Origin of the sequence: Lentzea sp. NPDC060358 (assembly GCF_042725365.1) — a bacterium.
GTDB lineage: Bacteria > Actinomycetota > Actinomycetes > Mycobacteriales > Pseudonocardiaceae > Lentzea.
In genome coordinates this window covers 14489-38875 of sequence record NZ_JBHXCW010000028.1, presented here as the reverse complement: position 1 = coordinate 38875, position 24387 = coordinate 14489, and the positions used below count along the sequence as shown (strand labels likewise).

General features: G+C 71.1%; 25 protein-coding genes and 1 riboswitch. Of the genes, 13 read left to right on the top strand and 12 right to left on the bottom strand.

Translation table 11 applies throughout. The annotated features are described in order from the left end of the window. The first annotated feature begins 43 nt into the window (after positions 1 to 43). Positions 44 to 565 (top strand): EF-hand domain-containing protein, encoded by a 522-nt coding sequence (locus ACFWGZ_RS09010; RefSeq protein WP_382450931.1) that lies wholly within the window; start codon positions 44 to 46, stop codon positions 563 to 565. Then, on the top strand, positions 550 to 1239 hold the full coding sequence (locus ACFWGZ_RS09005) for a helix-turn-helix transcriptional regulator (RefSeq protein ID WP_382450930.1): 690 nt from the start codon (positions 550 to 552) through the stop codon (positions 1237 to 1239). Before ACFWGZ_RS09010 ends, ACFWGZ_RS09005 begins: the two co-directional genes overlap by 16 nt. Here the strand turns inward: ACFWGZ_RS09005 and cobN are convergent. Continuing rightward, on the bottom strand, positions 1200 to 4766 hold the full coding sequence (gene cobN / locus ACFWGZ_RS09000; RefSeq protein ID WP_382450929.1) for a cobaltochelatase subunit CobN: 3567 nt from the start codon (positions 4764 to 4766) through the stop codon (positions 1200 to 1202). The genes ACFWGZ_RS09005 and cobN overlap by 40 nt on opposite strands. 55 nt (positions 4767 to 4821) lie before the next feature. Beyond that, a riboswitch (cobalamin riboswitch) is annotated at positions 4822 to 4893 on the bottom strand. Between the two features lie 49 nt (positions 4894 to 4942). Between cobN and ACFWGZ_RS08995 the strand changes: the two genes are divergently transcribed. From ACFWGZ_RS08995 to ACFWGZ_RS08985, 3 genes are read left to right on the top strand one after another with little or no spacing between them, the layout of a single operon-like run. Further along, positions 4943 to 5923: a hypothetical protein gene (locus tag ACFWGZ_RS08995; protein ID WP_382450928.1), complete on the top strand. Its 981-nt coding sequence runs from the start codon at positions 4943 to 4945 to the stop codon at positions 5921 to 5923. Beyond that, positions 5920 to 6540: a precorrin-8X methylmutase gene (locus ACFWGZ_RS08990; protein WP_382450927.1), complete on the top strand. Its 621-nt coding sequence runs from the start codon at positions 5920 to 5922 to the stop codon at positions 6538 to 6540. The genes ACFWGZ_RS08995 and ACFWGZ_RS08990 overlap by 4 nt, the downstream gene beginning before the upstream one ends. Further along, the gene (locus tag ACFWGZ_RS08985) at positions 6537 to 7988 is read left to right on the top strand and encodes a precorrin-2 C(20)-methyltransferase (RefSeq protein ID WP_382450926.1); all 1452 of its coding nucleotides are present in this window, start codon (positions 6537 to 6539) and stop codon (positions 7986 to 7988) included. The genes ACFWGZ_RS08990 and ACFWGZ_RS08985 overlap by 4 nt, the downstream gene beginning before the upstream one ends. On the opposite strand, the gene ACFWGZ_RS08980 is transcribed toward ACFWGZ_RS08985, so the two are convergent. From ACFWGZ_RS08980 to ACFWGZ_RS08940, 9 genes are all read right to left on the bottom strand, one after another. Then, entirely contained in the window at positions 7960 to 8661 is a 702-nt protein-coding gene (locus ACFWGZ_RS08980; RefSeq protein ID WP_382450925.1) for a cobalt-precorrin-6A reductase, read from the bottom strand. The two genes, ACFWGZ_RS08985 and ACFWGZ_RS08980, sit on opposite strands and share 29 nt — an antisense overlap. Further along, entirely contained in the window at positions 8658 to 9398 is a 741-nt protein-coding gene (gene cobM / locus ACFWGZ_RS08975) for a precorrin-4 C(11)-methyltransferase (RefSeq protein ID WP_382450945.1), read from the bottom strand. The genes ACFWGZ_RS08980 and cobM overlap by 4 nt, the downstream gene beginning before the upstream one ends. Continuing rightward, positions 9395 to 10540, bottom strand: a complete 1146-nt coding sequence (cbiE, locus tag ACFWGZ_RS08970; RefSeq protein WP_382450924.1) for a precorrin-6y C5,15-methyltransferase (decarboxylating) subunit CbiE — start codon at positions 10538 to 10540, stop codon at positions 9395 to 9397. The genes cobM and cbiE overlap by 4 nt, the downstream gene beginning before the upstream one ends. Next, positions 10521 to 10901, bottom strand: coding sequence for a TIGR03618 family F420-dependent PPOX class oxidoreductase (locus tag ACFWGZ_RS08965; protein WP_382450923.1), 381 nt, complete (start codon positions 10899 to 10901; stop codon positions 10521 to 10523). Before ACFWGZ_RS08965 ends, cbiE begins: the two co-directional genes overlap by 20 nt. Before the next feature lie 103 nt (positions 10902 to 11004). Beyond that, positions 11005 to 13278, bottom strand: a complete 2274-nt coding sequence (locus ACFWGZ_RS08960; RefSeq protein WP_382450944.1) for a chitobiase/beta-hexosaminidase C-terminal domain-containing protein — start codon at positions 13276 to 13278, stop codon at positions 11005 to 11007. A 322-nt stretch (positions 13279 to 13600) separates the two neighbouring features. Further along, positions 13601 to 15265: a PAS domain-containing protein gene (locus ACFWGZ_RS08955; RefSeq protein ID WP_382450922.1), complete on the bottom strand. Its 1665-nt coding sequence runs from the start codon at positions 15263 to 15265 to the stop codon at positions 13601 to 13603. A gap of 1 nt (position 15266) precedes the next feature. Then, a complete protein-coding gene (locus tag ACFWGZ_RS08950; protein ID WP_382450921.1) occupies positions 15267 to 16025 on the bottom strand; it encodes an amino acid ABC transporter ATP-binding protein in 759 nt (252 codons plus the stop codon). Beyond that, a complete protein-coding gene (locus ACFWGZ_RS08945) occupies positions 16012 to 16845 on the bottom strand; it encodes an amino acid ABC transporter permease (protein ID WP_382450920.1) in 834 nt (277 codons plus the stop codon). The genes ACFWGZ_RS08950 and ACFWGZ_RS08945 overlap by 14 nt, the downstream gene beginning before the upstream one ends. Next, positions 16835 to 17740 carry an ABC transporter substrate-binding protein gene (locus ACFWGZ_RS08940; protein WP_382450919.1) on the bottom strand — a complete coding sequence of 302 codons (906 nt, stop codon included), beginning with the start codon at positions 17738 to 17740 and terminating at the stop codon, positions 16835 to 16837. The genes ACFWGZ_RS08945 and ACFWGZ_RS08940 overlap by 11 nt, the downstream gene beginning before the upstream one ends. A gap of 534 nt (positions 17741 to 18274) precedes the next feature. Between ACFWGZ_RS08940 and trxA the strand changes: the two genes are divergently transcribed. From trxA to ACFWGZ_RS08905, 7 genes are all read left to right on the top strand, one after another. Continuing rightward, positions 18275 to 18646, top strand: a complete 372-nt coding sequence (gene trxA, locus ACFWGZ_RS08935; RefSeq protein WP_382450918.1) for a thioredoxin — start codon at positions 18275 to 18277, stop codon at positions 18644 to 18646. A gap of 51 nt (positions 18647 to 18697) precedes the next feature. Further along, entirely contained in the window at positions 18698 to 19087 is a 390-nt protein-coding gene (locus tag ACFWGZ_RS08930; RefSeq protein WP_382450917.1) for a phage holin family protein, read from the top strand. Beyond that, the gene (locus ACFWGZ_RS08925; RefSeq protein WP_382450916.1) at positions 19084 to 19371 is read left to right on the top strand and encodes a DUF3618 domain-containing protein; all 288 of its coding nucleotides are present in this window, start codon (positions 19084 to 19086) and stop codon (positions 19369 to 19371) included. Before ACFWGZ_RS08930 ends, ACFWGZ_RS08925 begins: the two co-directional genes overlap by 4 nt. Further along, entirely contained in the window at positions 19368 to 19637 is a 270-nt protein-coding gene (locus ACFWGZ_RS08920) for a DUF4235 domain-containing protein (RefSeq protein ID WP_382450915.1), read from the top strand. The genes ACFWGZ_RS08925 and ACFWGZ_RS08920 overlap by 4 nt, the downstream gene beginning before the upstream one ends. A gap of 127 nt (positions 19638 to 19764) precedes the next feature. Continuing rightward, positions 19765 to 20283: a VOC family protein gene (locus ACFWGZ_RS08915; RefSeq protein ID WP_382450914.1), complete on the top strand. Its 519-nt coding sequence runs from the start codon at positions 19765 to 19767 to the stop codon at positions 20281 to 20283. Positions 20284 to 20296: 13 nt separating this feature from the next. Then, complete coding sequence (locus tag ACFWGZ_RS08910; RefSeq protein ID WP_382450913.1) at positions 20297 to 21385, top strand: S-(hydroxymethyl)mycothiol dehydrogenase; 1089 nt, start codon at positions 20297 to 20299, stop codon at positions 21383 to 21385. Beyond that, complete coding sequence (locus ACFWGZ_RS08905) at positions 21385 to 21984, top strand: MBL fold metallo-hydrolase (protein WP_382450912.1); 600 nt, start codon at positions 21385 to 21387, stop codon at positions 21982 to 21984. The genes ACFWGZ_RS08910 and ACFWGZ_RS08905 overlap by 1 nt, the downstream gene beginning before the upstream one ends. A gap of 55 nt (positions 21985 to 22039) precedes the next feature. Here ACFWGZ_RS08905 and ACFWGZ_RS08900 read toward each other — a convergent pair whose 3' ends face one another. Together ACFWGZ_RS08900 and ACFWGZ_RS08895 are read right to left on the bottom strand one after the other, a co-directional pair. Continuing rightward, a complete protein-coding gene (locus tag ACFWGZ_RS08900; protein ID WP_382450911.1) occupies positions 22040 to 22480 on the bottom strand; it encodes a hypothetical protein in 441 nt (146 codons plus the stop codon). Between the two features lie 71 nt (positions 22481 to 22551). After that, a complete protein-coding gene (locus ACFWGZ_RS08895; protein WP_382450910.1) occupies positions 22552 to 23310 on the bottom strand; it encodes an enoyl-CoA hydratase/isomerase family protein in 759 nt (252 codons plus the stop codon). Between the two features lie 87 nt (positions 23311 to 23397). Here ACFWGZ_RS08895 and ACFWGZ_RS08890 point away from each other — a divergent pair, with 87 nt between their 5' ends. Further along, positions 23398 to 24381, top strand: a complete 984-nt coding sequence (locus ACFWGZ_RS08890) for a DUF2332 family protein (RefSeq protein ID WP_382450909.1) — start codon at positions 23398 to 23400, stop codon at positions 24379 to 24381. Positions 24382 to 24387 lie beyond the last annotated feature (6 nt).

Below are 24387 nucleotides of genomic sequence, written 5' to 3'. Positions count from 1 at the left end.
TCGGCCGATGATCGCGTTACGGCGTCCGGCTTATCTTCGGCGCATGGCGAGCGAGTTCCAAAGACGCAAGGTGACCCCGGTCTTCGAGGCGATGGACGCCGACGGCGACGGCCACCTCGCCGAGAGCGACTTCCGGGCGCTGTCCGCGCGCTGGGCCGAACTGGGCGGCGGCGACGAGGAGAAGCTGACGCTGGTGCTGATGGGCTGGTGGGAGGCGCTGCGGTCGGCGTCGGGCGGGGACAGGGTGTCGCTGGAGGACGTGCTGAGCGTGGTCGACGCGCTGCCGGACAACCCGGAGGCGGTCTTCGGCACGGCGGACGCGATGTTCACCGCCGCGGACGCGGACAACGACGACCGCGTCTCGCAGGACGAGTACCGCGCGATGATCCGCGCGTGGCTCGGCCACGACGGCCCGGTCGACTTCGCGAGGCTCGACCTCGACGGCGACGGCGGGCTGTCGCGCCACGAGTTCGTCCAGCTGTGGATGGAGTTCTGGGCCGGCGACGACGCCGAGGCCCCCGGTTCCCACGCGTTCGGCCCGGTCCCGGCGTGCACGAAGAGCTGACCGATCCCGTCGCCGCGGTCGCGGCGCTGGGAGAGCCGAACCGGCGCAGGCTGTACGACTTCGTGGTGCGCCAGCCGGCACCCATCAGCAAGGACGAGGCGGCGCAGGCCGTCGAGCTGCCCAGGACGACCGCCGCGTTCCACCTCGACAAGCTGGTCGAGACGGGCCTGCTCACGGTGGTCCGCCGGCGCCGTTCGGGACGCACCGGCCCCGGCGCCGGCCGCCCGGCGAAGCTCTACCTGCGTTCGGAGCAGCAGATCGAGATCTCGCTGCCCGGCCGCCGATACGAGGCCGCGAGCCACCTGCTCACCGACTCCCTGGCGGAGGCCGGGAGCACCGGCGGGCCCGTCCGCGAGATCCTGGACCGCCGCGCGTACGCGTGGGGCACCTCGCTGGCGGGCCAGACCTCCGGCGGGGTGCTGGAAGCGCTGGCGGACTTCGGTTTCGAGCCGCACGAGGACGGCGGCTCGATCCTGCTCGGCAACTGCCCGTTCGACAGCCTGGCGCGCCGGCACGCCCAGCTGGTCTGCGGGATGAACCTGTGCCTGGTCAGCGGGCTGCTCGACGGGATCGGGGCGCACGGGGCGTCCGCGCGGCCCGACCCGTCACCACAGCGCTGCTGCGTCCGCGTCGATCAGACGCCGTCCTCCAGGTCGCCCTCGGTCTCCAGGTAGGCCGACCGCAGTGCGTCCAAAGTGGACTCCTCCGGGTGTTCCCACATCTTGCGCTCCGCCGCCTCCAGCAGCCGCTCGGCGATGCCGTGCAACGCCCACGGGTTCGAGGTCTGCAGGAACTTGCGGGTCTCCGGGTCGAGCACGTAGGTCTCGGTGAGCTTCTCGTACATCCAGTCGGCGACTACGCCGGTCGTGGCGTCGTAGCCGAACAGGTACTCGACCGTGGCCTGCAGCTCGAACGCGCCCTTGTAGCCGTGGTTGCGCATCGCCCCGACCCAGCGCGGGTTCACCACGCGGGCGCGGAAGATCCGCGACGTCTCCTCCGTGAGCGTGCGGGTCCTGACCGCCTCCGGGCGGGTGCTGTCGCCGACGTACGCGGCGGGTGCCTTGCCCGTCAACGCCTTCACCATCGTGACCATGCCGCCGTGGTACTGGAAGTAGTCGTCCGAGTCGGCGATGTCGTGCTCGCGGGTGTCGATGTTCTTGGCCGCCACCGCGATCCGGCGGTACGCCGACTCCATGTCCGCGCGCGCGGCGACGCCGTCGACCCCGCGGCCGTAGGCGTAGCCGCCCCACACCGCGTAGACCTCGGCGATGTCCGACGAGTCGCGCCAGTTGCGGCTGTCGATCAACGGCAGCACGCCCGCGCCGTACGCGCCCGGCTTGGAGCCGAAGATCCGCAACGTGGCCCGGCGCTGGTCGCCGTGCTCCTCCAGGTCGCGCAACATGTGTGCGCGCACGAAGTTCCGCTCCGCCGGCTCGTCGAGCGCGGCCACCAGCTGCACGGCGTCGTCCAGGAGCGAGACGACGTGCGGGAAGGCGTCGCGGAAGAACCCGGAGATGCGGACCGTGACGTCGACGCGCGGCCTGTCCAGCTCGTCCAGGCCGACGACCTCGAGGCCGGTGACGCGGCGGGACTGGTCGTCCCACACCGGACGCACGCCCATCAGCGCGAACACCTCGGCGATGTCGTCGCCGGCCGTGCGCATCGCGGACGTGCCCCAGACCGACAGGCCCACCGACGGCGGCCACTCGCCGTCGTTCTCGGCGCGGTAGCGCTCCAGCAGCGAGTCGGCCATCGCCTGGCCGGTCTCCCACGCGAGGCGCGACGGGATGGCCTTGGGGTCGACCGAGTAGAAGTTGCGGCCGGTCGGCAGCACGTTCACCAGGCCGCGCAACGGGGAACCGGACGGGCCGGCCGGGACGTACCCGCCGTCGAGCGCGTGCAGGACGTTCGTCATCTCGTCGGTCGTGCGCGCCAGCCGCGGCACCACCTCGACGGCGGCGAACTCGAGGATCTTCCGCACGTCCTCCGACTCGTGCAGGCCCGCCGCCGCGGACCGGTCCCAGCCCGCGTCCTCCATGGCCTGGACGAGAGCGCGCGCCTGTTCCTCGATCTCGTCGACGTCCTCGCGCGCGGTGCTCGTGAGGCCGAGGGCTTCGCGCAGGCCGGGCAGCGCGGCGACCTGGCCGCCCCACATCTGCCGGGCCTGCAGCATCGCCAGCACGAGGTTGACCCGGACGCTCCCGGCCGGAGCCTGGCCCAGGACGTGCAGGCCGTCGCGGATCTGGACGTCCTTGACCTCGCACAGCCAGCCGTCGACGTGCAGGATGAACTCGTCGAACTCCGCGTCGTGCGGCCGGTCGTCGAGGCCCAGGTCGTGGTCGAGCTTCGCGGCCTTGATCAGCGTCCAGATCTGCGCGCGGATCGCCGGCACCTTGGCCGGGTCCATCGCGGAGATGTTGCCGTACTCGTCGAGCAGCTGCTCCAGGCGCGCGATGTCGCCGTAGCTGTCGGCGCGGGCCATCGGCGGCACGAGGTGGTCGACCAGGGTGGCGTGCGCGCGGCGCTTGGCCTGCGTGCCCTCACCGGGGTCGTTGACGAGGAACGGGTAGATCAGCGGCAGGTCGCCGAGGGCGGCGTCCGTGCCGCAGGACGCCGACATGCCGACGGTCTTGCCGGGCAGCCACTCCAGGTTGCCGTGCTTGCCGACGTGCACGACGGCGTCGGCGCCGAACGACGACTCGATCCACCGGTAGGCCGCGAGGTAGTGGTGCGACGGCGGCAGGTCCGGGTCGTGGTAGATCGCGATCGGGTTCTCGCCGAACCCGCGCGGCGGCTGCACGACCACGGTGACGTTGCCGGAGCGCAGCGCGGCCAGCACGATCTCGCCGTCCTCCGACCTGCTGCGGTCGACGAACAGCTCACCGGGCGCCGCGCCCCAGTGCTCCTCCATCGACTCGCGGAAGTCCTCGGGCAGCGTCTCGTAGAACTCGCGGTAGTCGGCCGCGGCGATGCGGATAGGGTTGCTCTCGAACTGCTCCTGCGTGAGCCAATCGGCGTCCTGGCCGCCGGCGGCGATCAGCGCGTGGATCAGCTTGTCGCCGTCGAGCTCGTCGACGCCGGGCAGCCCGTCGCCGATGTCGTAGCCGTGGTCCCGCATGGCGCTGAGCAGCCGGACCGTGGAGGCGGGGGTGTCGAGGCCGACGGCGTTGCCGATGCGCGAGTGCTTGGTCGGGTAGGCCGACAGCATCACGACGACCTTGCGGTCGGCGACGGGGATGTGGCGCAACCGGCCGTGGCGGACCGCGATGCCCGCGACGCGCAGCGCCCGTTCGGGGTCGGCCACGTAGACCGTCAGGCCGTCGGCGTCGATCTCCTTGAAGGAGAACGGGACCGTGATGATCCGGCCGTCGAACTCCGGGATCGCGACCTGGGTCGCGGTGTCCAGGGGGGACAGCCCGTCGTCGTTGGAGTCCCACGTCTCGCGGCTCGACGTGAGGCACAGGCCCTGCAGGATCGGCACGTCCAGCTCCGCCAGCGCGCCGACGTCCCACGCGTCGTCGTCGCCACCGGCGCTCGCCTTGGCCGGGTTGGTGCCGCCGGCCGCGAGGACCGTGACGACCAGCGCGTCGGCCTGGCGCAGCGTGTCGAGCAGCTCGGGCTCGGCGGTGCGCAGCGAGGAGCAGAAGACCGGCAGCGCCCTGCCGCCCTTCTCCTCGATCGCGTCGCACAACGCGTGCACGAACGCCGTGTTCCCGGCCACGTGGTGGGCGCGGTAGTAGAGCACCGCGACCGTCGGGCCGTGCGCCGGCGAGGGCTCGCGTTCCAGCACGCCCCAGGTGGGCGTGGCCTTCGGCGGTTCGAAGCCGTGGCCCGTCAGCAGCACCGTGTCGGAGAGGAACTTGTGCAGCTCGGCGAGGTTCGCCGGCCCGCCCTGGGCGAGGTAGAGGTGCGCCTGCGCGCAGACGCCGCCCGGCACCGTCGACAGCTCCATCAGCGCCGCGTCGGGCTGCATCTCACCGCCGAGCACGACCACCGGCAGACCGCTCGCGAGCAGCCAGTCGAGACCTTCCTCCCACATCCGGCGGCCGCCGAGGATGCGCACGAGGACCAGATCGACGCCGTCGACGAGGGCGGGGAGGTCGTCGGCGGTGAGCCGCGCGGGGTTGCCGAGCCGGTACTCGGCCGCGCTCGCACGCGCCGACAGCAGGTCGGTGTCGGAGGTCGACAGCAGCAGGATCACGCAGGCTCCATCCCTCGTGGGGTCCTCGCCCCAGGTTGCGGGTCGCGGCGAAGCGGAGTTCCTGACTCCCAGCGGGTTCGCTGGTCACAGTGGCGGGACCGCGCCGGATTCGCACCGGCTTCCTCCTGCGCTTCGTCGTTCCGGCTCACCCTAACCGGCGAGTTACAGTCCGACCTATGCGCAATCACCCGGATGCCTGTCCCGGCGCCGTCGAGCTGCACGCCGCGGCCGATGGCGGCTTGGCGCGCATCCGCGTGCCGGGCGGCACTCTCACCGCCGCTCGGTGGGACGTCGTGCGGGCCGCCTCCACCGAACTCGGCAACGGCGTCATCGAGCTGACCTCGCGGGCGAACCTGCAGCTCAGGGGCGTCACGGACGGCCTGGAGCTGGGTGCCCGGTTGCGTGCGGCGGGACTGCTGCCGTCGGTGAGCCACGAGCGCATCCGCAACATCATCGCCGCGCCGCTGGAGGACAACCAGGAGCTGGTCGACTCGCTGGACGCCGCCCTGTGCGCGGACCCGGCGCTGGCCGCGCTGCCGGGCCGGTTCCTCGTCACGGTCGGAGCCGCGGTGAGCGGTCTCGGCGGCGACTTCGGGCTGGTCGGGAACGTGCTCCTGCTGGCCGGTACCGATACAGGTGTCCGAGTTCACGACCCGGTCGACGCCGTCGTCACCGCCGCCCGGCTGTTCCAGCAGCTGCGCGGCACCGCGTGGCGCCTGTCCGAAGTGGACGACGGTGTGCGAAAGATCACCGCGCACTTCGGGGCCGCCACCGCCGAACGCATCACCCCGGCTGTGACTCCTGTCGCACCTTCACCTTTGACACCAGGCGTTCCACTCGGCCGGCTCGACGCCCACCAGCTCGCCGGGGTGCCGCTGCGGCTGACCCCGTGGCGCAGCCTGGTCGTGCCGGCGGGCACCGACACGTCCGGCCTGATCACCGACCCCGGCTCGCCCTGGCACGGGGTGAGCGCGTGCACCGGGCGGCCCGGCTGCGCGAAGTCGTTGTCGGACGTGCGCGCGGACGCCCGCGCCTGGCTGGGGACCCCGCATTCGCGGCCCGTGCACTGGTCGGGTTGCTCACGCCGGTGTGGTCGTCCCGCCGGTGATGTGATCGAGTTCGTCGCGACCGGCGACGGCTACGAGGAGATCAGGTGACGGAGTACATCAGGGACGGCGCGGAGATCTACCGCCAGTCCTTCGCCACCATCCGCGCGGAGGCGGACCTGACCGGGTTCCCCGCCGACGTCGCGAAAGTCGTCGTCCGCATGATCCACGCGTGCGGCATGACCGACCTGCCGGCCGACGTGGCGTTCTCGCCGAACGTCGTCCGCGACGCCCGTGCGGCGCTGCTCGGCGGAGCGCCGATCCTGTGCGACGCCACCATGGTCGCGTCCGGCGTGACCCGCCGCAGGCTGCCGGCGGACAACGAGGTGCTGTGCCACCTCCAGGACCCGCGCACGCCGGGCCTCGCGAGCAGGATCGGCAACACCCGCAGCGCCGCGGCACTGGAACTGCTCGCGGACCGCTTCGAGGGCGCCGTGATCGCGATCGGCAACGCCCCCACCGCGTTGTTCCACCTCCTCGACCTGATCGCCGCCGGAGCCCCGCGGCCCGCGGCGGTCCTGGGCATCCCCGTCGGGTTCATCGGGGCGGTGGAGTCCAAAGAGGCTTTGGCGGCAACGGATCTGGAGCACCTCGTGGTGCGCGGCCGGCGCGGTGGCAGCGCCATGACGGCAGCGGCCATCAACGCGATTGCGAGCGAAGAAGAATGACGGGCAAGCTGTACGGCGTCGGCCTGGGTCCCGGCGACCCGGAACTCGTGACGGTCAAGGCCGCGCGGCTCATCCGGGAAGCCGACGTGATCGCGTTCCACAGCGCGCGCCACGGCCGCAGCATCGCGAAGACCATCGCGGAGCCGTACTTCCGCGAAGGCCAGACCATCGAGCAGCTCGTCTACCCGGTCACCACCGAGGACACCGACGACTACCAGGGCGAGATCGACGCCTTCTACGAGGTCGCCGCCGCCCGGCTCGCCGCCCACCTGGACGCGGGCCGCGACGTCGTCGTGCTCGCCGCGGGCGACCCGTTCTTCTACGGCTCGTACATGCACATGCACAAGCGGCTGGCCGACCGGTACGAGTGGGAGGTCGTCCCCGGCGTCACGTCGGTGAGCGGCGCGAGCGCCGTGCTGGGCACCCCGCTCGTCGAACGCGACGAGGTCCTCACGGTCCTGCCCGGCACGCTGCCGCCCGCCGAGCTCGCGAGCCGCCTCGCCGACACCGACTCGGCCGCGGTCCTCAAGCTGGGCCGCACCTTCGGCAACGTCCGGCAGGCGCTGGCGGACGCCGGCAGGCTCGACGGTGCCTGGTACGTCGAGCGCGCCACGTCCCGCCGGCAGAAGATGATGCCGCTCGCCGACGTCGACCCCGGCACGGTCCCGTACTTCTCGATCGCCGTGCTGCCCAGCGGGTCCAAGCCGGCCTTGCCGAAGGGCGAGGTCGTGGTCGTGGGGCTCGGCCCCGGTTCCCGCGACTGGCTCACGCCCGAGGCCCGGCAGGAGCTCGAGGCTGCCGACGAGCTGGTCGGCTACTCGACCTACCTCGACCGGGTACCCGAACGCCCCGGCCAGAAGCGGCACCTCTCGCACAACCAGGTCGAGTCGGAACGTGCCGCGTTCGCGCTGGACCTGGCCCGCCGGGGCGCGCGCGTCGCCGTGGTCTCCTCCGGCGACCCGGGGGTGTTCGCGATGGCCACGGCGGTGCTCGAGGTCGCCGCCGAGACCCCGGAGATCCCCGTGCGGATCGTCCCGGGCGTCACGGCCGCGAACGCCGTGGCGGCCAAGGCCGGTGCGCCGCTCGGCCACGACTACGCGGTGATCTCGCTGAGCGACCGGCTCAAGCCGTGGGAGGTCATCGCGGAACGCCTCGCCGCCACCGCGAAGGCGGACCTGGTGATCGCGATCTACAACCCGGCGTCCAAGGCCCGCACGCACCAGGTCGCCGACATGCGCGATCTGCTGCTGCAGCACCGGAAGCCGGAGACGCCGGTCGTCGTCGGCCGGGACGTCGGCGGCCCGGAGGAGGAGATCCGGGTGCTCACCCTGGGCACCCTCGACCCGGCCACCGTCGACATGCGCTGCCTGCTGATCATCGGCTCGTCGCAGACGGTCGTGACCGGTGCGGGCGTGGTGTTCACGCCCCGGCGGTACCCAGCCACCTGACGGCGGCGTCGACGTCGGCCACCACCTCCGCGGGCGGGAGCGGTGGCCGGCGCACGACCACGACGGGAACTCCGAGCTGCCGCGCGGCTTCGAGCTTGGCCGAGGTCATCGAGCCGCCGCTGTCCTTGGTGACGAGTACGTCGATCCGGTGCGTGCGCATCAGCTCCAGCTCACCGTCCACTGTGAACGGTCCACGCGACAGCAGGACCTCGATCCGGTGTGGCATCGGCGGTTGCGGCGGCTCGACCATCCGGGCCAGGAACCACTGCGGGCACGCGGCGAACTCCGCGAGGTCCTGCCGGCCGGTCGTGAGGAACACCCGGTCACCGGGCAGCCCCCGTGCCGCTTCGGCGACGCTGTCCACCCAGCGCCAGCCGGGGCGGGGCGGGAACCCGGGCCGGCGCAGGACCAGGAACGGCACGCCGACCCGTGCGCAGGCCTCGAAGGCGTTCGCCGTGATCCGCCGGGCGAACGGGTGCGTGGCGTCGACGACGGCGGTGATCTCGTTGTCCCGCAACCACCGCGCGAGCCCGTCGACCCCGCCGAAGCCGCCGATCCGGACCTGCCCGGCGGGCAGCGCGGGGTTGCTGACCCGGCCCGCGAGCGACGACACCGCCGGGACCCTGGACGCGAGCTCCCGCGCCTCCCCCGTCCCGCCGAGGATCAGGATCATCGGACGCGCGTGGCCGAGTACAGGTGGCTGTCCGGGAACTGCGTGGCCCCCAGCACCTGCCCGACGACGATCACGGCGGTCCGCTTGATCCCGGCCGCCCGCACCTGCGCGGCGATGTCGTCCAGCGTGCCGCGCAGCACGACCTCGTCCTCGCGGGACGCGTACGCGACCACCGCGACCGGGCAGTCCGCGCCGTAGTTCGGCACGAGCTCGGCGACGACCTCGGTGATCCGCTGCACGGCCAGGTGCAGCACGAGCGTCGCGCGGCTGCGGCCGAGCGTGTCCAGGTCCTCACCGGGTGGCATGGGCGTGGCGCGCTGCGACGTCCGCGTGAGGATCACCGTCTGCCCCACGCCCGGCACGGTCAGCTCGCGCTGCAACGACGCCGCGGCGGCCGCGAAGGCGGGCACACCGGGGGTGACGTCGTAGGCGATGCCCAGCGCGTCCAGGCGGCGCATCTGCTCGGCCATCGCGCTGAACACCGCCGGGTCCCCGGAGTGCAGGCGGGCGACGTCGAGGCCCTGCTCCGACGCGGCCGCCAGCTCCGCGACGATCTCGTCGAGCGTCAGCGAGGCGGTGTCGACCCTGCGCGCTCCCGCGGGGCAGAAGTCCAGCAGCTCCACCGGAACCAGCGCACCCGCGTACAGGCACACCGGCGACGACTCGATCAACGCCCGGCCGCGCACGGTGATGAGGTCGGCGGCACCGGGACCGGCCCCGATGAAGTGCACGGTCACTTCGTCACGCTCCACGTCGTCACGGGCATGTGCGGACGCCAGCCGGTGAACCCGCCGACGGCAGATCCGCGGTTGACCGCGATCCGCACCAGGTCGCCGCCGAGCCGCGCGTACCACTGCGCCACCACGGCCTCCGACTCGAGCGTCACGGCGTTGACCACGAGCCGGCCGCCGGCCGGCAGCGCGTCCCAGCAGGCCTGCACCACGCCCGGCACCGTCAGCCCGCCGCCGATGAAGATCGCGTCGGGCTTCTCCAGCGGCTCCAGCACCTCCGGGGCGCGTCCGATGTGGACCTGCACGCCGGGGACGCCGAGCGACGCGGCGTTGCGCACGATCCGCCCGGCCCGTTCGGCGGACTGCTCGACGGCGATCGCGCGGCACGTCGGGTGCGTCCGCGCCCACTCGATCGCGATGGACCCGGACCCGGCCCCCACGTCCCACAGCAGCTGCCCCGGCAGCGGTGCCAGTCTCGACAGGGAAATCGCCCGCACCTCGCGCTTCGTCAGCTGGCCATCGGTCTCGTAGGCGTCGTCCGGCAGTCCCGGCGCGCGGGAGTGCGCCGGTCCCGCGTAGTCCACGGCGATGACGCACAACGGGTCCGCGGCCTGCCCCGCCCACTCGTACACCCGCTCGGCGGGCCCGCCGAGCTGCTCCAGCACGGTGACGGGCCCGGCGATCCCGGCGACGGTCTCCGGGTCGCCGCCGAGCACGAGCACGCGCCGTCCCGGGCTGAGCGCGGCCCGCAGCAGGTCGGGAGACCGCCCGACCAGCGACACGACCTCGACCTCGTTCAACGCCCACCCGAGCCGCGCCGCCGCGAGGGAGACCGACGAGGGGTGCGGGACGACCCGGACCCTGGCGCCGAGCAGCCGGACCAGCGTCGTGCCGATGCCGTGGAACATGGGGTCGCCGGAGGCGAGCACGCACACGTCGCGGTGCTTCTCGAAGAGCTCGGGCAACGCCGGGACCAGCGGCGACGGCCACGCGACCCGCTCGAACTCCCCCGGCACCAGGTCGAGCTGCCGCGGCGAGCCCATCAGCACCTTCGCGCCGCGCACCGCTCGTTGCGCCGCCGGTGAGAGCCCGTCCCACCCGTCGGCGCCGACGCCGACCACGACGACGTCAGACGCTTCCGGTGACACGCTTCACCTGGATCTCGATCACCACGCGGGTCGGGTTCACGCGCGGCTGCCGGTAGCGCTCGGCGTAGCGGCGCTCGGCGTCGGCGACGGACTCCGCGTCGTCCCTCACCACCGCGGGTCCCTCCAGGGTGGACCAGCGCCGGCCGTCCACCTGGCACACCGCGGCGTACCCGGCCCCGCGGACGTGCTTGACCTTCCACGACGCGCCGTCGGTGATGACCCGCGCGACGCCGGTCTCCCGGTCGAGCGTGACCCCGACCGGCACCACCTGCACGGTGCCGTCCGGACGCGCGGTGGACAGCGTGCACAGGTGCCGCTCGGACCAGAACTCGGCGAACTCGGCACCACGCTCGATCGACATGCCACGCATCATGCAATGCGGGGCGCGGGGAAACGAAATCAGCACCGCCGCGCTCGGGTGCGGCCCGTCACGTCCGGGTGACGGGCCGCACCTCATCCCGCCGTCACGGGTAGTTGACGACGTTCACCGGAACCGTGCCCGGCGGCGTCACCCCGCCCACGTTGTTGACCACGTGGGTGATCGTTCCCTGGTAGTTGAGCGAGACGGTCAGCAGGTTGTGCAGCCTCACCCCGGACCGGTTGGGCACCTCGAACGCGTTCTCGGCGCGCACCGACGGGTTGACGTTGAAGAAGCAGTAGCTGCCGAGCCCCCACGCCTCGTGGTTCTGGACGTTGTCGCCGACCTTGTAGGCCGCATACCCCGCTTGGCCGTTCGGCCGGTTCCAGGTGGCCTGGTTGGGCACGTCGTAGGGCATCTCGTTCTGGAAGAAGATGGTCCGGCCGCGTTCGCCGTTCCAGATCACCTGGTACTTCTGGTAGTGCTCGACGAACAGGCCGGTGGCCAGCACGTCGTTGCCGTTCACGACCAGGCCGGTGTCGCCGATGGCCTCGTTCCAGCCCCAGGTGCCCGCGTTGCCGTGGTCGGCGCGCCAGATCCAGGTGTGGTCGATGATCGTGTTGTGGCTGTTGACGACCAGGCTGTTGGTCGCCTTGCCCGCGACCGCCCCGCCGACGCGGAAGAACACGTCCTGCAGCGTGGTCGGGTTGGACGCGTGCGACGCCGACGAGCCGGACGGGCCGACGGTCAGCAGCGACGGGGACAGGGTCGTGCCCGCGTCGAACAGGATGCCCTTGATCCGCACGCCGTCGACGTCGGCCACCTGCATGGCGGTGACGCCGTTCTGCGGCACGAGCGTCGCGTAGCCGATGCCCAGCACGACGGTGTTGGGCCGCGTGATGTTGATCGTCTGGTTGACGTTGTAGATGCCGGGCGTGAAGAACAGGTTGCAGCCCTGGCCCAGTGCCGCGTTGATGGTCGCGGCGGTGTCACCGGACTTCACGACGTAGAACTGGCTCATCGGCAGCGAGCTGCCGGGCGTGCCGCCGTTGATCCACGAGGCGCCGGAGGCGTTGGTGCGCAACGAGGGCAGGAACACGCGGTACTTGCCGTTCTCGAAGTAGAGGTACGGCACGTCGCGCGAGATCGGCGTGGTCGCCAGGTTCGTCGACGGCGGGTTCGGGAACGTGTTGCCCGAGGCGCCCGGCGTTCCGGAGAACACCATGTTCCAGACGCCGCCGGCCCAGCTGCCGTAGTTGGTGTCGCGCGTGTACCACTGCTGCTGCGAGACCGAGGCCGTCTGACCGGACACGCGGGTGTCGGCCGTGTAGCCACCGGAGGCGAAGCCGTAGGACGCCGGGTACAGCGCCAGGTTGCCTCGGATGTCCATGCGGCGGAACGGCGCGGCCTGCGCGACGGCCCAGCGGTTGGTGCCGTTGCTGGGGTTGACGGCCATGTTCTCGGCGGAACGCCAGAAGTTCTGCAGCGCCACGCCCTTGTCGGACTCGTTGAACGCGTCGACGGTGATGTCGCCGTTGATCACGACGTCACCGGGGTTGCGCCCGAGGCCCGAGACGGACGTGTAGTAGCCGACGTCGTCGTGCACGTTGTACGTGCCCGGCTTGAACAGGTGCGCGACCCGGCGGGGCGCCATCTGCGCGGTCAGCGTGTCCTTCTGGTTGGTGAAGTCCGTGTCGAGCTGCGACTGGATCGACTGCGCCGACATGCTCGGGTCGAAGACGCGGGTGTTCGGCCCGAAGCTCGGGTTGTCCGACTGGACGCACCCCTGCGTCGTGCCGATCGTGTACGTGGCGCTGCCGACGGACGAGTTCGCCAGGCCCGACTTGGTGGCGATGGCGTTGACCGTCCGGCTGCTGGGCACGGAGATCGGCCCGCTGTAGACCGGGCTGGAGGTGGTCGGCGTCGAGCCGTCCACTGTGTACCGGATCGTCGCGCCGCTGGTGGCGGTGGAGATCGTCACGGTCTGACCGGACGTGTACGCGCCACCCGGCGGGCTGAAGGACGGCGTCGCGACCGGCGCCTGCGTGCTGCCGTGGGTGTAGGTGAAGTGCGGGGTGTCGTACTGCGGCCCGCTCTTCTCGTAGGTGAACCAGTACTCGAGCTGCGTCCCCGACGACAGCGACCCGACGGTCTTCTGCCACGTGCCGGAGTTGTTGGTCATGCGGAAGTTCTGCTGGTTCGCACCGGAAACCAGGTAGTGCACGTCGACGTACAGGGCAGGGGTCGTCGGCGTGAAGTTGATCCTCGCCTGAGTGGCGTCCAGCGCCGTCACGCTCTGCGTGTAGTCGTCGGCCGCGGAGGCGACCGAGGACGACGCGAATGACGACAGGGCAATCGCTGCGGCGGCCAGACCGGCCAGCCATCTCACCTTTGAGAGCGCTCTCACGGCTTGAACGGTAAACACGATGTGACGTGGAAGGGAAGAGGCAAGTTGCGGGAAAGACCGGGGGCTCGACCGGTGCACGAACCCGCGCGACCACTGTTTTCACCCGAACGAGGTGGAGCTTGCGACGGTTTCGAGCCATAGCTTCGGCGCATGACTGCATCCACCGCCTGCAGCAGGGACCTCGGGACGGCTGCGGGAGACCTGCACCGGGCCGAGCGGCAACCGGTGCGCGGTCGACGAGCCGCGCGTCCCGGAGAACGCGAGCCACACCCCCGCGTTCTCCCCCGCCGCCGGCTCAGGTCCCCCGGTTCTCGTTGAGGTAGTTGTAGATCGTGTACCGGGTGACCTCGAGGACCCCGGCCAGGTGGTCGACCGAGTCGCGGATCAGGAAGAACCCCGCCTCGTCCAGCACCCGCACGACCTGCGACTTGTGCACCTTCTTCATCAGCTCGACCGGCACGCCGACGTCGGCGATGGCCTTCTCGACCAGCACCCGCTGCAGCGTGTCCACGTCCTGCGGGAACGACTCGACCGGCCCGGACGCCTCGTGCGCCGCGAGCTTGTTGACGCACAGGCAGCCCACCGCGACACCGGCGGCGTCACGCACGAAGGTGGTCGACGACCAGATCGCCCGGCCGTCCGGCGCATAAGTCTCGTAGCCGGGCATGTCGGTGGTCGTGCCACGGCGGACGAGCCCGAGCAGCAGGTCGGTCATCGGCCCGCCCACCTGGCGGCCGGTCAGGGACCCCGCGATCGCGATGATCGAGTTCGGCAGCCGGGACAGGTCGTGCACCACGACCTCGGTGTCCGGGCCCAGCGCGGAGGCCAGCGAGTCGACCGTGGGCACCAGGGCCGACAACGCCGCCGGAACCGGTGAGGAGGCCGGGCCCGACAGCGACTTCAGGGCGGCGCGGACGCGTTCCAGCGTGCCGCGCGAGGTGGAGGCGTGCGGTGACAGGCGGACGTGCTCGGGGCGGACGGTCGCGGTGATGCCGAAGGCGTTCAGGGCCTCGCCGACGACCGAGGCGGCCTCGGGCATCGTGAACGCCAGGATGCCCGCCCGGCGGTCGCGGGCGGAGACGATCTTGCCGCCGCACGACAGCACGATCTCCTCCAGTTCGGCCACGAGCGAGCTCACCGCGGAGTCCAGCGCGGGAACACCCGCGAGCTCCACCAGTTCCAGGGCCTCGGCGAAGGCACCGGACACGACCGGCGAGAGGTTCGTGATGTTCCAGGAGGCGGCGTCGGGCGCGGCGTCGTGCACCGCGTTGTCGAACAGGCCCGCGTCCACCGCGCCGGTCCAGCCCGACAGCACGGGCGAGAGCCGTTCCAGCGCCCGGTCGGAGAGCACGACGAAGCCGGTGCTCCAGCCGGCCCGCAGCCACTTCTGGCCGCCGACCACCAGCACGTCGGCGACCTCCCACGGCTCGTCGACCACGCCGAAGCCCTGGATGCCGTCGACGATCAGCAGCCGGTCGCCGACGACCTCGCGCAGTGCCGGGAGGTCCGCGCGGTAGCCGGTGCGGAAGTCCACGGCGGACACCGACAGCGCCGAGACCTCCGGCGTCAGGCGCGTCGCCACGGCGGCCGGGGCGACCGGGCCCTCGAAGACCGCCGACGGCAGTCCCGCCCGCACCCACGGGTAGGTGTTGGACGGGAACTCCGACGCCGAGTACATGACCGTGCCGGACAGCCCGAAGGCCGCCTGGAACAGGCCGATCGACGTGTTCGGCACCAGCGCCACGTGGTCGGTGTCGGTGCGGCACAACCGCGCCACGGCGGCCTTGACGCGCTGTTCCTCGCGCATCAGCGTGTCGACCGTGGTGGGGCCGGCCAGCGAGGCCTGTTCCACCAGCCGCGCGGTCGCCGTCACCACCGGCAGCGACGGAGGGCCGAAGCGGGCGAAGTCGAGGTACCCCTCCGGTTCGCGGAACTGGGACAGGTACGAGGCGTCGATCAACTCAGAGCACCTTTGCCAGGAACTGTTGCGTGCGCGGCTGCTGCGGATTGTCGAGCACGTCGGACGGGCCGCCGGTCTCCACGACGGCGCCGTCGACGAGGAACACCACGCGGTCGGCGACCGAGCGGGCGAAGCCGATCTCGTGGGTGACCACGATCATCGTCATGCCGTCGCGGGCCAGCGAGGTCATCACGTCGAGCACCTCGCCGACCAGCTCCGGGTCCAGCGCGGACGTGGGCTCGTCGAACAGCATCAGCTTCGGCTTCATCGCCAGGGCGCGCGCGATCGCGACACGTTGCTGCTGCCCGCCCGAGAGCTGCGCCGGGTAGGCGTCGGCCTTCTCGGCCAGCCCCACCCGCTCCAGCAGCGCCAGCGCCTCCGCCCGCACCTCGGCGCGGCCGCGCCCGAGCACCTGGACCGGGCCCTCCATGACGTTCTCGAGCGCCGTGCGGTGCGGGAACAGGTTGAACCGCTGGAACACCATGCCGACGTCGCGGCGCTGGTGGGCGGCCTCGCGTTCGCGCAGCTCGTGGAGCTTGCCGCCGTGCGAGCGGAACCCGACCGGCACGCCGTCGACCCAGATCCGGCCGGCGTCGATGGTCTCGAGGTGGTTCACGCAGCGCAGGAACGTCGACTTGCCCGCGCCCGACGGCCCGAGCAGGCAGACGACCTCGCCTCGTTCCACCTCCAGGTCGATGCCCTTGAGCACCTCGGTGTGGCCGAAGGACTTGCGGACACCGATCGCCTCAACGAGGGCCATAAGCACGCTCCAGGTAGTGCTGCCCGATCGACGCGAGGGAGACCATCACGAGGTACCAGGCCGCGGCGGCGAACAGGGTCTCCATGATCTCCAGGTTGCGCGACGAGATGTTGTTCGCGGCGTGGATGAGCTCCAGGAAGGCGATCACCGACGCCATCGAGGTGCCTTTGATCATGTTGATGAAGTTGTTGCCCGTGGGCGGGATGATCACGCGCATCGCCTGCGGCAGCACGACCCGGCGCAACGTCGTCAGCGGCGTCATGCCGATCGACTTGGCCGCCTCCGTCTGGCCGGAGTCGACGCTGCTCAGGCCGGCGCGGACGATCTCGGCCATGTACGCGCTCTCGTTGAGGCCCAGGCCGAGCAGCGCCGCGACGAACGCCGTCATGACCACGTTGGTGGGCACCGAGAACAGCATCGGGATGCTGATGTTCTGGAACACCAGCGCGAGGTTGAACCAGATCAGGATCTGCAGCAGCACCGGCAGGCCGCGGAACAGCCAGATGTAGCCGACCGCGAACCACCGCGCGACGGGGTTCGCCGACAGCCTCATCAGCGCCACCACGACACCGAGCACGATCGCGCCGCCCTGGGCGGCGACGGCGAGCACGATGGTGTTGACCACGCCTTCGAGCATCGCGGGGTGCGTGAAGAACCCCGGCACGTCCTCCCACTGGATCTGCGCCTCGGCCATCGCCCAGCCGAGGCCCGCGAGCACCAGGAGGATCACCGCGCCGCTGACCCACCGCCACGGGTGGCTCAGCGGGACGACGACGAGCTCGTCCCGCCGGACCTCGCCGGTCTGGAGATCACTTGCCATTGATCGCGGCCTTGGTGATCGCACCCTGCTTGATGTCCCAGGTGGTGAGGATCTTCTCGTACGTGCCGTCGTCGATCAGCGACTGGAGCGCGCCCTTGATCGCCTCGGACAGCTGGGCGTTCTTCTTGTTCACGCCGATGCCGTACGGGCCGCCGTTGATCGGCGCGAGCGGCACGACCTCGAAGTACTGGCCGTCACCGGCGGTCTTCGAGACGTAGACGGCGGTGGGCAGGTCGTTCAGGATCGCGGCGACGCGGCCGGTGCGCAGCTGGTTCTGGTTGCCGGTGTCGCTGTCGGTGACGCTGAGCTGCACCTCGGGCTTGCCCGACGCCTTGCACTTCTCGCTCTGCTCCTTGGCGAACTGCTCCTGCGAGCTGCCGAGGTTGACGGCGATGCCCTTGCCGCACAGGTCGTCGACCGACTTGACGCCCTGCGGGTTGCCCTTCTGCACCATGATCGTGATGCCGGACGTGAAGTAGTCGACGAAGTCGATCTTCTGCTGGCGCTCGGCCGTGTCGTTCATCGCGGCCATCGTCACGTCGACGCGACCGGTCTCGAGGCTGGTGATCAGCGAGCTGAACGCCATGTCGCTGTGCTCGGCGGTGAGCCCGAGCTTCGCGGAGATCGCCTTGACCAGGTCGACCTCCGACCCGAGCGGCGTCTTGCCGTCCTGGTCGTAGAAGTTGTTCGGCGGGTTCTGGATGTTCGACCCCACCCGCAGCTTGCCCGCCGAGGCGATCTCGGGCGGCAGCAGCGCGGCGAGCTTGTCGTCCTTCTTGACCGAGCCCAGGTCGGACGACGGGGGCGTGGACGTCTGCGAACTGGTGTCAGACGTGGACCCGCAGGCGGCGAGCCCCAGTACGAGCAGCGAGGTCACGAGCAGGCGCGGCTTCATGGCGGGGACCGTACAACGCCGAGTTGAAGACGTCCACAAAAAGTTGAACAGAACTTTTCGGACGTGTTGGTCGTGGGAGGTGGGCCGATCGGTGGTGTCGGTGGCCTGACCTGCGCACACGTGCGGTTGAAGGCTTCCACACATTGTTGAAGCGTGGCGGACGAACGTCGTGCTTGATGGGCGGGCGTCGTGCTTGATGGGCGGGCGTCACGCCTGGCGGGCGGGCGTTGTGCTTGATGGGCAGGCGTCACGCCTGGCGGGCGGGCGTTGTGCTTGATGGGCGGGCGTCGCGCCTGGCGGGCGGGCGTCGCGCCTGGCGGGCGGGCGGCGTGCCTGGTGGGCGGCGTGCCTGGTGGACAGCGCGCCTGGTGGGCGGCGTGCCTGGTGGACAGCGTGCGGCCGTCGACCCACTCCCCCACCAACCGAGCCGTCCCCGCCCGCCCCGGCCGCGGCGCGTGACCGGACGCACCGCGGGGAATTCCACCGCCGCCCGCTTCGTTGACGGGAGAGCACCAGCAAACGAGGAGGACACACATGGCGACGGTCGAGCTGACCACGGAGAACTTCGACGAGGTGGTCGGCAGTTCCGGCATCGTCCTGGTCGACTTCTGGGCCGAGTGGTGCGGTCCGTGCCGCGCGTTCGGGCCCACGTACGAGGCCGCGTCCGACAAGAACGAGGACATCACGTTCGGCAAGGTCGACACGGAGGCGCAGCAGGAGCTCGCGGCCACGTTCGGCATCCGGTCGATCCCCACGCTGATGATCGTGCGCGAGGGCGTCGTGCTGTTCTCGCAGCCGGGCGCGCTGCCCGCCCCGGCCCTCGACGACCTGATCGACCAGGCGCGCAAGGTGGACATGGACGAGGTCCACGCGAAGGTCGCCGAAGCCCAGGCCCAGCAGGGCTGATCGGCGCGACAGGGCTGATTGGCGGTACCGGACTCGGGGTAAACGACGTGCATGAACTCCGACACGTCGACCGCGCAGCTGGTGAGCCAGCTGTCCGAGCAGGTGAGCAGGCTCGCGCGCGATGAGATCCGTCTCGCCGTCGCCGAGCTCAAGGACAAGGGCAAGCACGCCGGAGTCGGCGCCGGGATGTTCGGCGCGGCCGGCGTGTTCGCCTGGTGGGGTGGTCTCAGCGTCGTGGCGGGTCTGATCCTGCTGCTGGCACTCGTCGTTCCGCCGTGGGCGGCCGCGTTGATCGTCGCGGCCGCCCTTCTGCTGTTCGCGGGCGTCTTCGCGCTCGTGGGCAAGGGGCAGGTCAAGCAGGCCGCCCCGCCGGTGCCGCGGCAGGCGATGGACAACGTCCAGCGGGACATCGCGACGATCAAGGAGAGTGCGCACCGATGAGCGACCCGAAGGAACAGCTCCAGCGCGACGTCGAGCGCACTCGGCGTGAGCTGGGTGAGACCGTGGAAGCGTTGGCGCACAAGGTCGACGTGCCCGGTCGCGTGAAGGAGCAGGCGCAGGAGACGGTCGTGCGGATGACAGCGGCGGCCAACCAGGCCGTCGACTCGCTGCCCCAGCCCGTGGCCGAGCAGGTCGAGAAGGCGCGCCGGCACCCCGGTGCGCTCGCCGCGGCGCTGATCGCGCTCGTCGTGGCGATCTGGGCGATCTCGAGGAGGAACCGGTGAAGCTGCTCTACCGCCCGCTGGGCATGCTGGTCGGTGCGCTGGGAGGGTTCCTGGCGACCGCGATCTTCGGTCAGCTGTGGAAGCTGATCGCGGGGGACAAGGAGGCGCCGAGCGCCACCATGCGCAACCGCGCCTGGAGCGAGGTGCTGCTGGCCGCGGCACTGCAGGGCGCGATCTTCGGCCTGGTCAAGGCCGCGATCGACCGCGGTGGCGCCAAGGGTTTCCAGCGGCTCACCGGCGAGTGGCCCGGCGACGAGGAAGACTGACGGCGACCTGGCGAGCCCGGCCCCGGACCGGTCCTGTGCGTTTCGTCCGCGACAGTCGCGGCCGAGGACCCCGGCGGCCGGGCTTTCTGGTCCTGCGAACGTTTGAACCCTCAACTATTCTGCTGGCATGCCACAGCCAGAGGGTGCCGAGCTCGATGCCATCAGGGCCAAGCGCGACGAACTGCGCGACCGCTATGTGAAGCCGCTCGCCGACCGAGGTGGTTCGCCCACCCGCGGCGTGCACCACATCGCGTTGATCTGCAAGGACGTCGAGGAGACGATCAAGTTCTACCAGGAGTTCCTCGGCTTCCCGCTCGTGGAGCTCGTCGAGAACCGCGACTACCGCGGCTCCAGCCACTTCTTCTTCGACCTCGGCGCCAAGAACCTGCTGGGGTTCTTCGACTTCCCCGGCCACGACCACCCGCCGTTCTCCGAGACGATCGGCGCGGTGCAGCACCTGGCGCTGTCCACCTCCCCCGAGCGGTTCGACGAGATCAAGGGCAAGCTCGACGAGGCCGGGATCGAGTACCTGGGACCCGACCGGGGCGTCGAGGACAGCCTGTACATCCGCGACCCCAACGGTGTAGGGATTGAGTTCTACCGGGAAGTTCTCGGTGAGTTCGAAGGCACGACGCTGATCAAGTAGGAACGGAGTCGCAGTGGCGCAAGAGGTCAAGGGCATCGTCGCCCGGGGCAAGGGTCAACCCGTGGAACTGACCTCGGTGCTGGTGCCCGATCCCGGACCGGGCGAGGCCGTGGTGAAGGTCCAGGCGTGCGGTGTCTGCCACACCGACCTGCACTACCGCGAGGGCGGGATCAACGACGACTTCCCGTTCCTGCTGGGACACGAGGCCGCGGGCGTCGTGGAGTCGGTCGGCGAGGGTGTCACGGACGTCGCGCCCGGCGACTTCGTCGTGCTGAACTGGCGCGCGGTCTGCGGCACGTGCCGCGCCTGCAAGCGCGGCAAGCCGTGGTACTGCTTCTCGACGTTCAACGCCGCGCAGCCGATGACGCTGGCGGACGGCACGAAGCTCTCGCCCGCGCTGGGCATCGGCGCGTTCGCGGAGAAGACGCTCGTCCACTCCGGACAGTGCACGAAGGTCGACCCGTCGGCCCGCGCAGCCGCCGTCGGCCTGCTGGGCTGCGGTGTGATGGCCGGTGTCGGCGCGGCCGTCAACACCGGTGGCGTCACGCGCGGCGACTCGGTGGCCGTGATCGGCTGCGGCGGTGTCGGCGACGGCGCCATCGCGGGCGCGCGCATCGCGGGCGCCGGCAAGATCATCGCCGTGGACACCGACCCGCGGAAGCTGGAGTGGGCCAAGGGTTTCGGCGCCACGCACACGATCAACGCCCGCGAGGTCGACGACGTCGTGACGGCGATCCAGGACCTGACGGACTCGTTCGGCGCGGACGTCGTGATCGACGCGGTCGGCCGCCCGGAGACGTGGAAGCAGGCGTTCTACGCCCGCGACCTCGCCGGAACCGTTGTCCTGGTGGGTGTTCCGACGCCGGACATGCAGCTCGAGATGCCGCTGATCGACTTCTTCTCGCGCGGCGGGTCGCTCAAGTCCTCGTGGTACGGCGACTGCCTGCCCAGCCGCGACTTCCCGATGCTCGTCGACCTGTACCAGCAGGGCCGCTTCGACCTCGACGCGTTCGTCACCGAGGAGATCGCGCTCGACGGCGTCGAGGGCGCGTTCGAGAAGATGCACCACGGCGACGTGCTGCGATCGGTCGTGGTGTTCTGATGGCGCTGCGGGTCGACCACGCCGTCACGTCCGGCACGTTCTCGCTCGACGGCGAGACGTTCGACGTCGACAACAACGTGTGGGTCATCGGCGACGACACCGAGTGCGTCGTGATCGACGCCCCGCACTCCGTCGACGACATCCTCAAGGTCGTCGACGGGCGCCGTGTCGTGGCGGTCCTGCTGACCCACGCGCACGACGACCACGTCCGCGTCGCACCGGACCTGGCGCACGCCACGGACGCCCCGATGGCGCTGCACCAGGCCGACCACGTGGTCTGGTCGCTGACGCACACGGGCGTCCTCCCGCACCAGGCGCTGGAGGACGGCCAGGTGCTCACCGTCGCCGGCGAGGAGATCCACGTGCTGCACACGCCCGGCCACTCGCCGGGCGCCGTGTGCTTCCACGTGCCGTCGCTGGGTGCGGTGTTCACCGGCGACACGCTGTTCCAGGGCGGGCCGGGCGCGACCGGGCGGTCGTTCTCGGACCGGCCGACGATCGAGCAGTCGATCCGGGAGAAGCTGCTGACGCTGCCGAAGGAGACCGTGGTGCACACCGGGCACGGCCCGGACACCACCATCGGCGACGAGGTGTTCTAGGAACGGCCCCGTCGGGCGTTGCCGCACAACCCGACGGGGCCCTTCACCGGCGTGCTCAGTGGATGACGGCCCAGGTGCGCGTGGCGGGGTCGATCAACACCGGGAACTGCTGCTCGCCGTCGTAGTGATGACACCAGTGACGGACCTCGAACCCGTCGCCGGGCACCGGGATCCGCAGGGTCAGCAGGTGCGAGGTGCCGTCGCCGTTGTCGTGCGCCTCGCTGTCCAGCACGTCGGCGAGCACCGTCCTGCCCGTGGCGCGCAACGCGGTGGTCTCCTCGGCGTTGTCCGCCGCCGAGGACCAGATCGCCAGCATGACGAACACGCCCACCAGGACGCCCAGCTCGCACAACGCGATGCCCCACCACGGCTGGTCCGACCGGGCGACCGCGACACCGCCCGCCACGGCGGCGACGATCGAGACCCCGGCGAGCACGCGCTGGATCACGCCCGAGCCCCGGCTGGTGAGGACGACTTCGGTGGGACTCGTGGTCACGCTTCGATCCTAGGGCGGCGAGCGCGTCTCCGACCGTGCTTTTCGCCGTTCCGGACCGGGTGTGGTGCCGTTCAGAACCTCGGCGCCCGCTTCTCCAGGAACGCCGACACGCCCTCCGCGTAGTCGGCGCTGGACGCCGCCTCCGCGTACAGCTCCCGCACGAAGTCGTCCTCGTGCCCGCCGTCGGTGATCGAGTTGACGATCTTCTTCGCCCCGCGCACCGACACCTGCGCCCGTCCCGCGATCTGCTCCGCCAGCTCCCGCACGCGGGCGTCGAGCGATTCCACGACCTCGTTCACGAGACCGATCCGCAGCGCCGTCGCGGCGTCGATCAGATCCGCCGAGAACAGGATCTGCTTCGCCCACGCCGGGCCGACCGCGTCGACGAGCTGCTTGGTCGAGGTGAAGTTGTAGACGATGCCGAGCTTCGCGGGCGTGATGCCGAAGCGCGCGTCCGGTGCCGCCACCCGGATGTCGCAGGCGAGGGCGATCTCGCAGCCGCCGCCGACGCAGAACCCGGAGACCGCCGCGATGGTCGGCTTGTCGAGCTGCACGATCGCGCGCTCGCCGTTGTGCACCGCCTCGCCGTAGTGCGCGGCTCCGGCGGCGCCCCGGCGCAGGGTCGAGAACTCGGCGATGTCGGCGCCCGCCGAGAAGTGCGCGCCACCCCTGATCACCAGTACGCGGATGCTCTCAGCTGCGGAAACCTCGGCCATCAGGCCGGGCAGCGCCGACCACATGTCGTAGCTCATGGCGTTGCGCTTGGCCGGGCGGTTGATCGTCAACGTGGCGACCGGACCGGCCGCGGACAGCTCCAGGAACTCGCTCACGGGCCGCACGATACCGACGGGACTGCGCGGAACATGTGACCTCACATGGTTCACCGGCGTTCACGTGCTTGTAAGGTTCCGGTGCCGGTGAGGGGAGGCAACGTGACGGCGGCGAGCACAGGCGCTTCCACCCTTCGCACTTTCTCCGCGCGGCTGCGCACCACCGCGCCGGTGTCCGCGCGGATCGTGTCGGAGCTCGCGGGCGAGCTCGACCGGGGCGGGCCGGTCGCCGACCTGCTCTGCTCGCACACCGCGGTGCACAGCCCCCTGTTCGGCGTCCAGGCGCTCGCGGGCGTGCGGCTGCTGATGCTGTCGGGCAAGGCGCCGGAGCTCAGCAGGCGGTTCGCCAGCGCGCACGCCGCGGCGATGGCGGGCGAGTCCGACTCGGCGGCGCTGCTCGCCTGGCTCGCGGCGCGGACCGCGATCGTCGAGAACGCGGGCGAGATCCTCGCGGCGCTGGACCGCACGGTGCAGCAGCACCAGCCCAAGACGGCCGGGTTCCTGCTGCGCGGTCTCACGATGATCGGCGCTCCGCGGGTCCGGTTGCTCGAACTGGGGGCGTGCGCCGGGCTCAACCTGATCCTGGACCGGTACCGGTGGTTCGGGCTCGGCTGGGAGTGGGGCGAGAAGGACTCCCCTGTCCGGCTGGCCGCCACCGGGCCGCGGCCGCCGGCGCTCGAGATCGTCGACCGGGCCGGCTGCGACCTGCAGCCGCGCGACCCCGCCGACCCCAGGCACGCCATGATCCTGCAGTCGTTCATCCCGCCGGAGCACGACTCGCTGCGGTGGGACCTCGACGACGCCATCGAGCTCGCCACGAAGGTCGGCGTGCGGGTCGACCGCTCCCCCGCCGGGCGGTGGCTGCGCGAGAACCTGGTGCCACCGGAGGACCGCGACATCTGCACGGTGGTCTGGCACAGCTCGTTCTGGTCCTACCTGACCGAGGACGAGCGCCACGAGATCGAGACGACGCTGACCGCGGCGGCGGGGTCGATGCCGCTCGCGCGCGTTGCCCACGAGTCGACGGACTTCCGCTCGAACCCCCGCCTGACGGTCACCATCTACAGCTGACCGGCC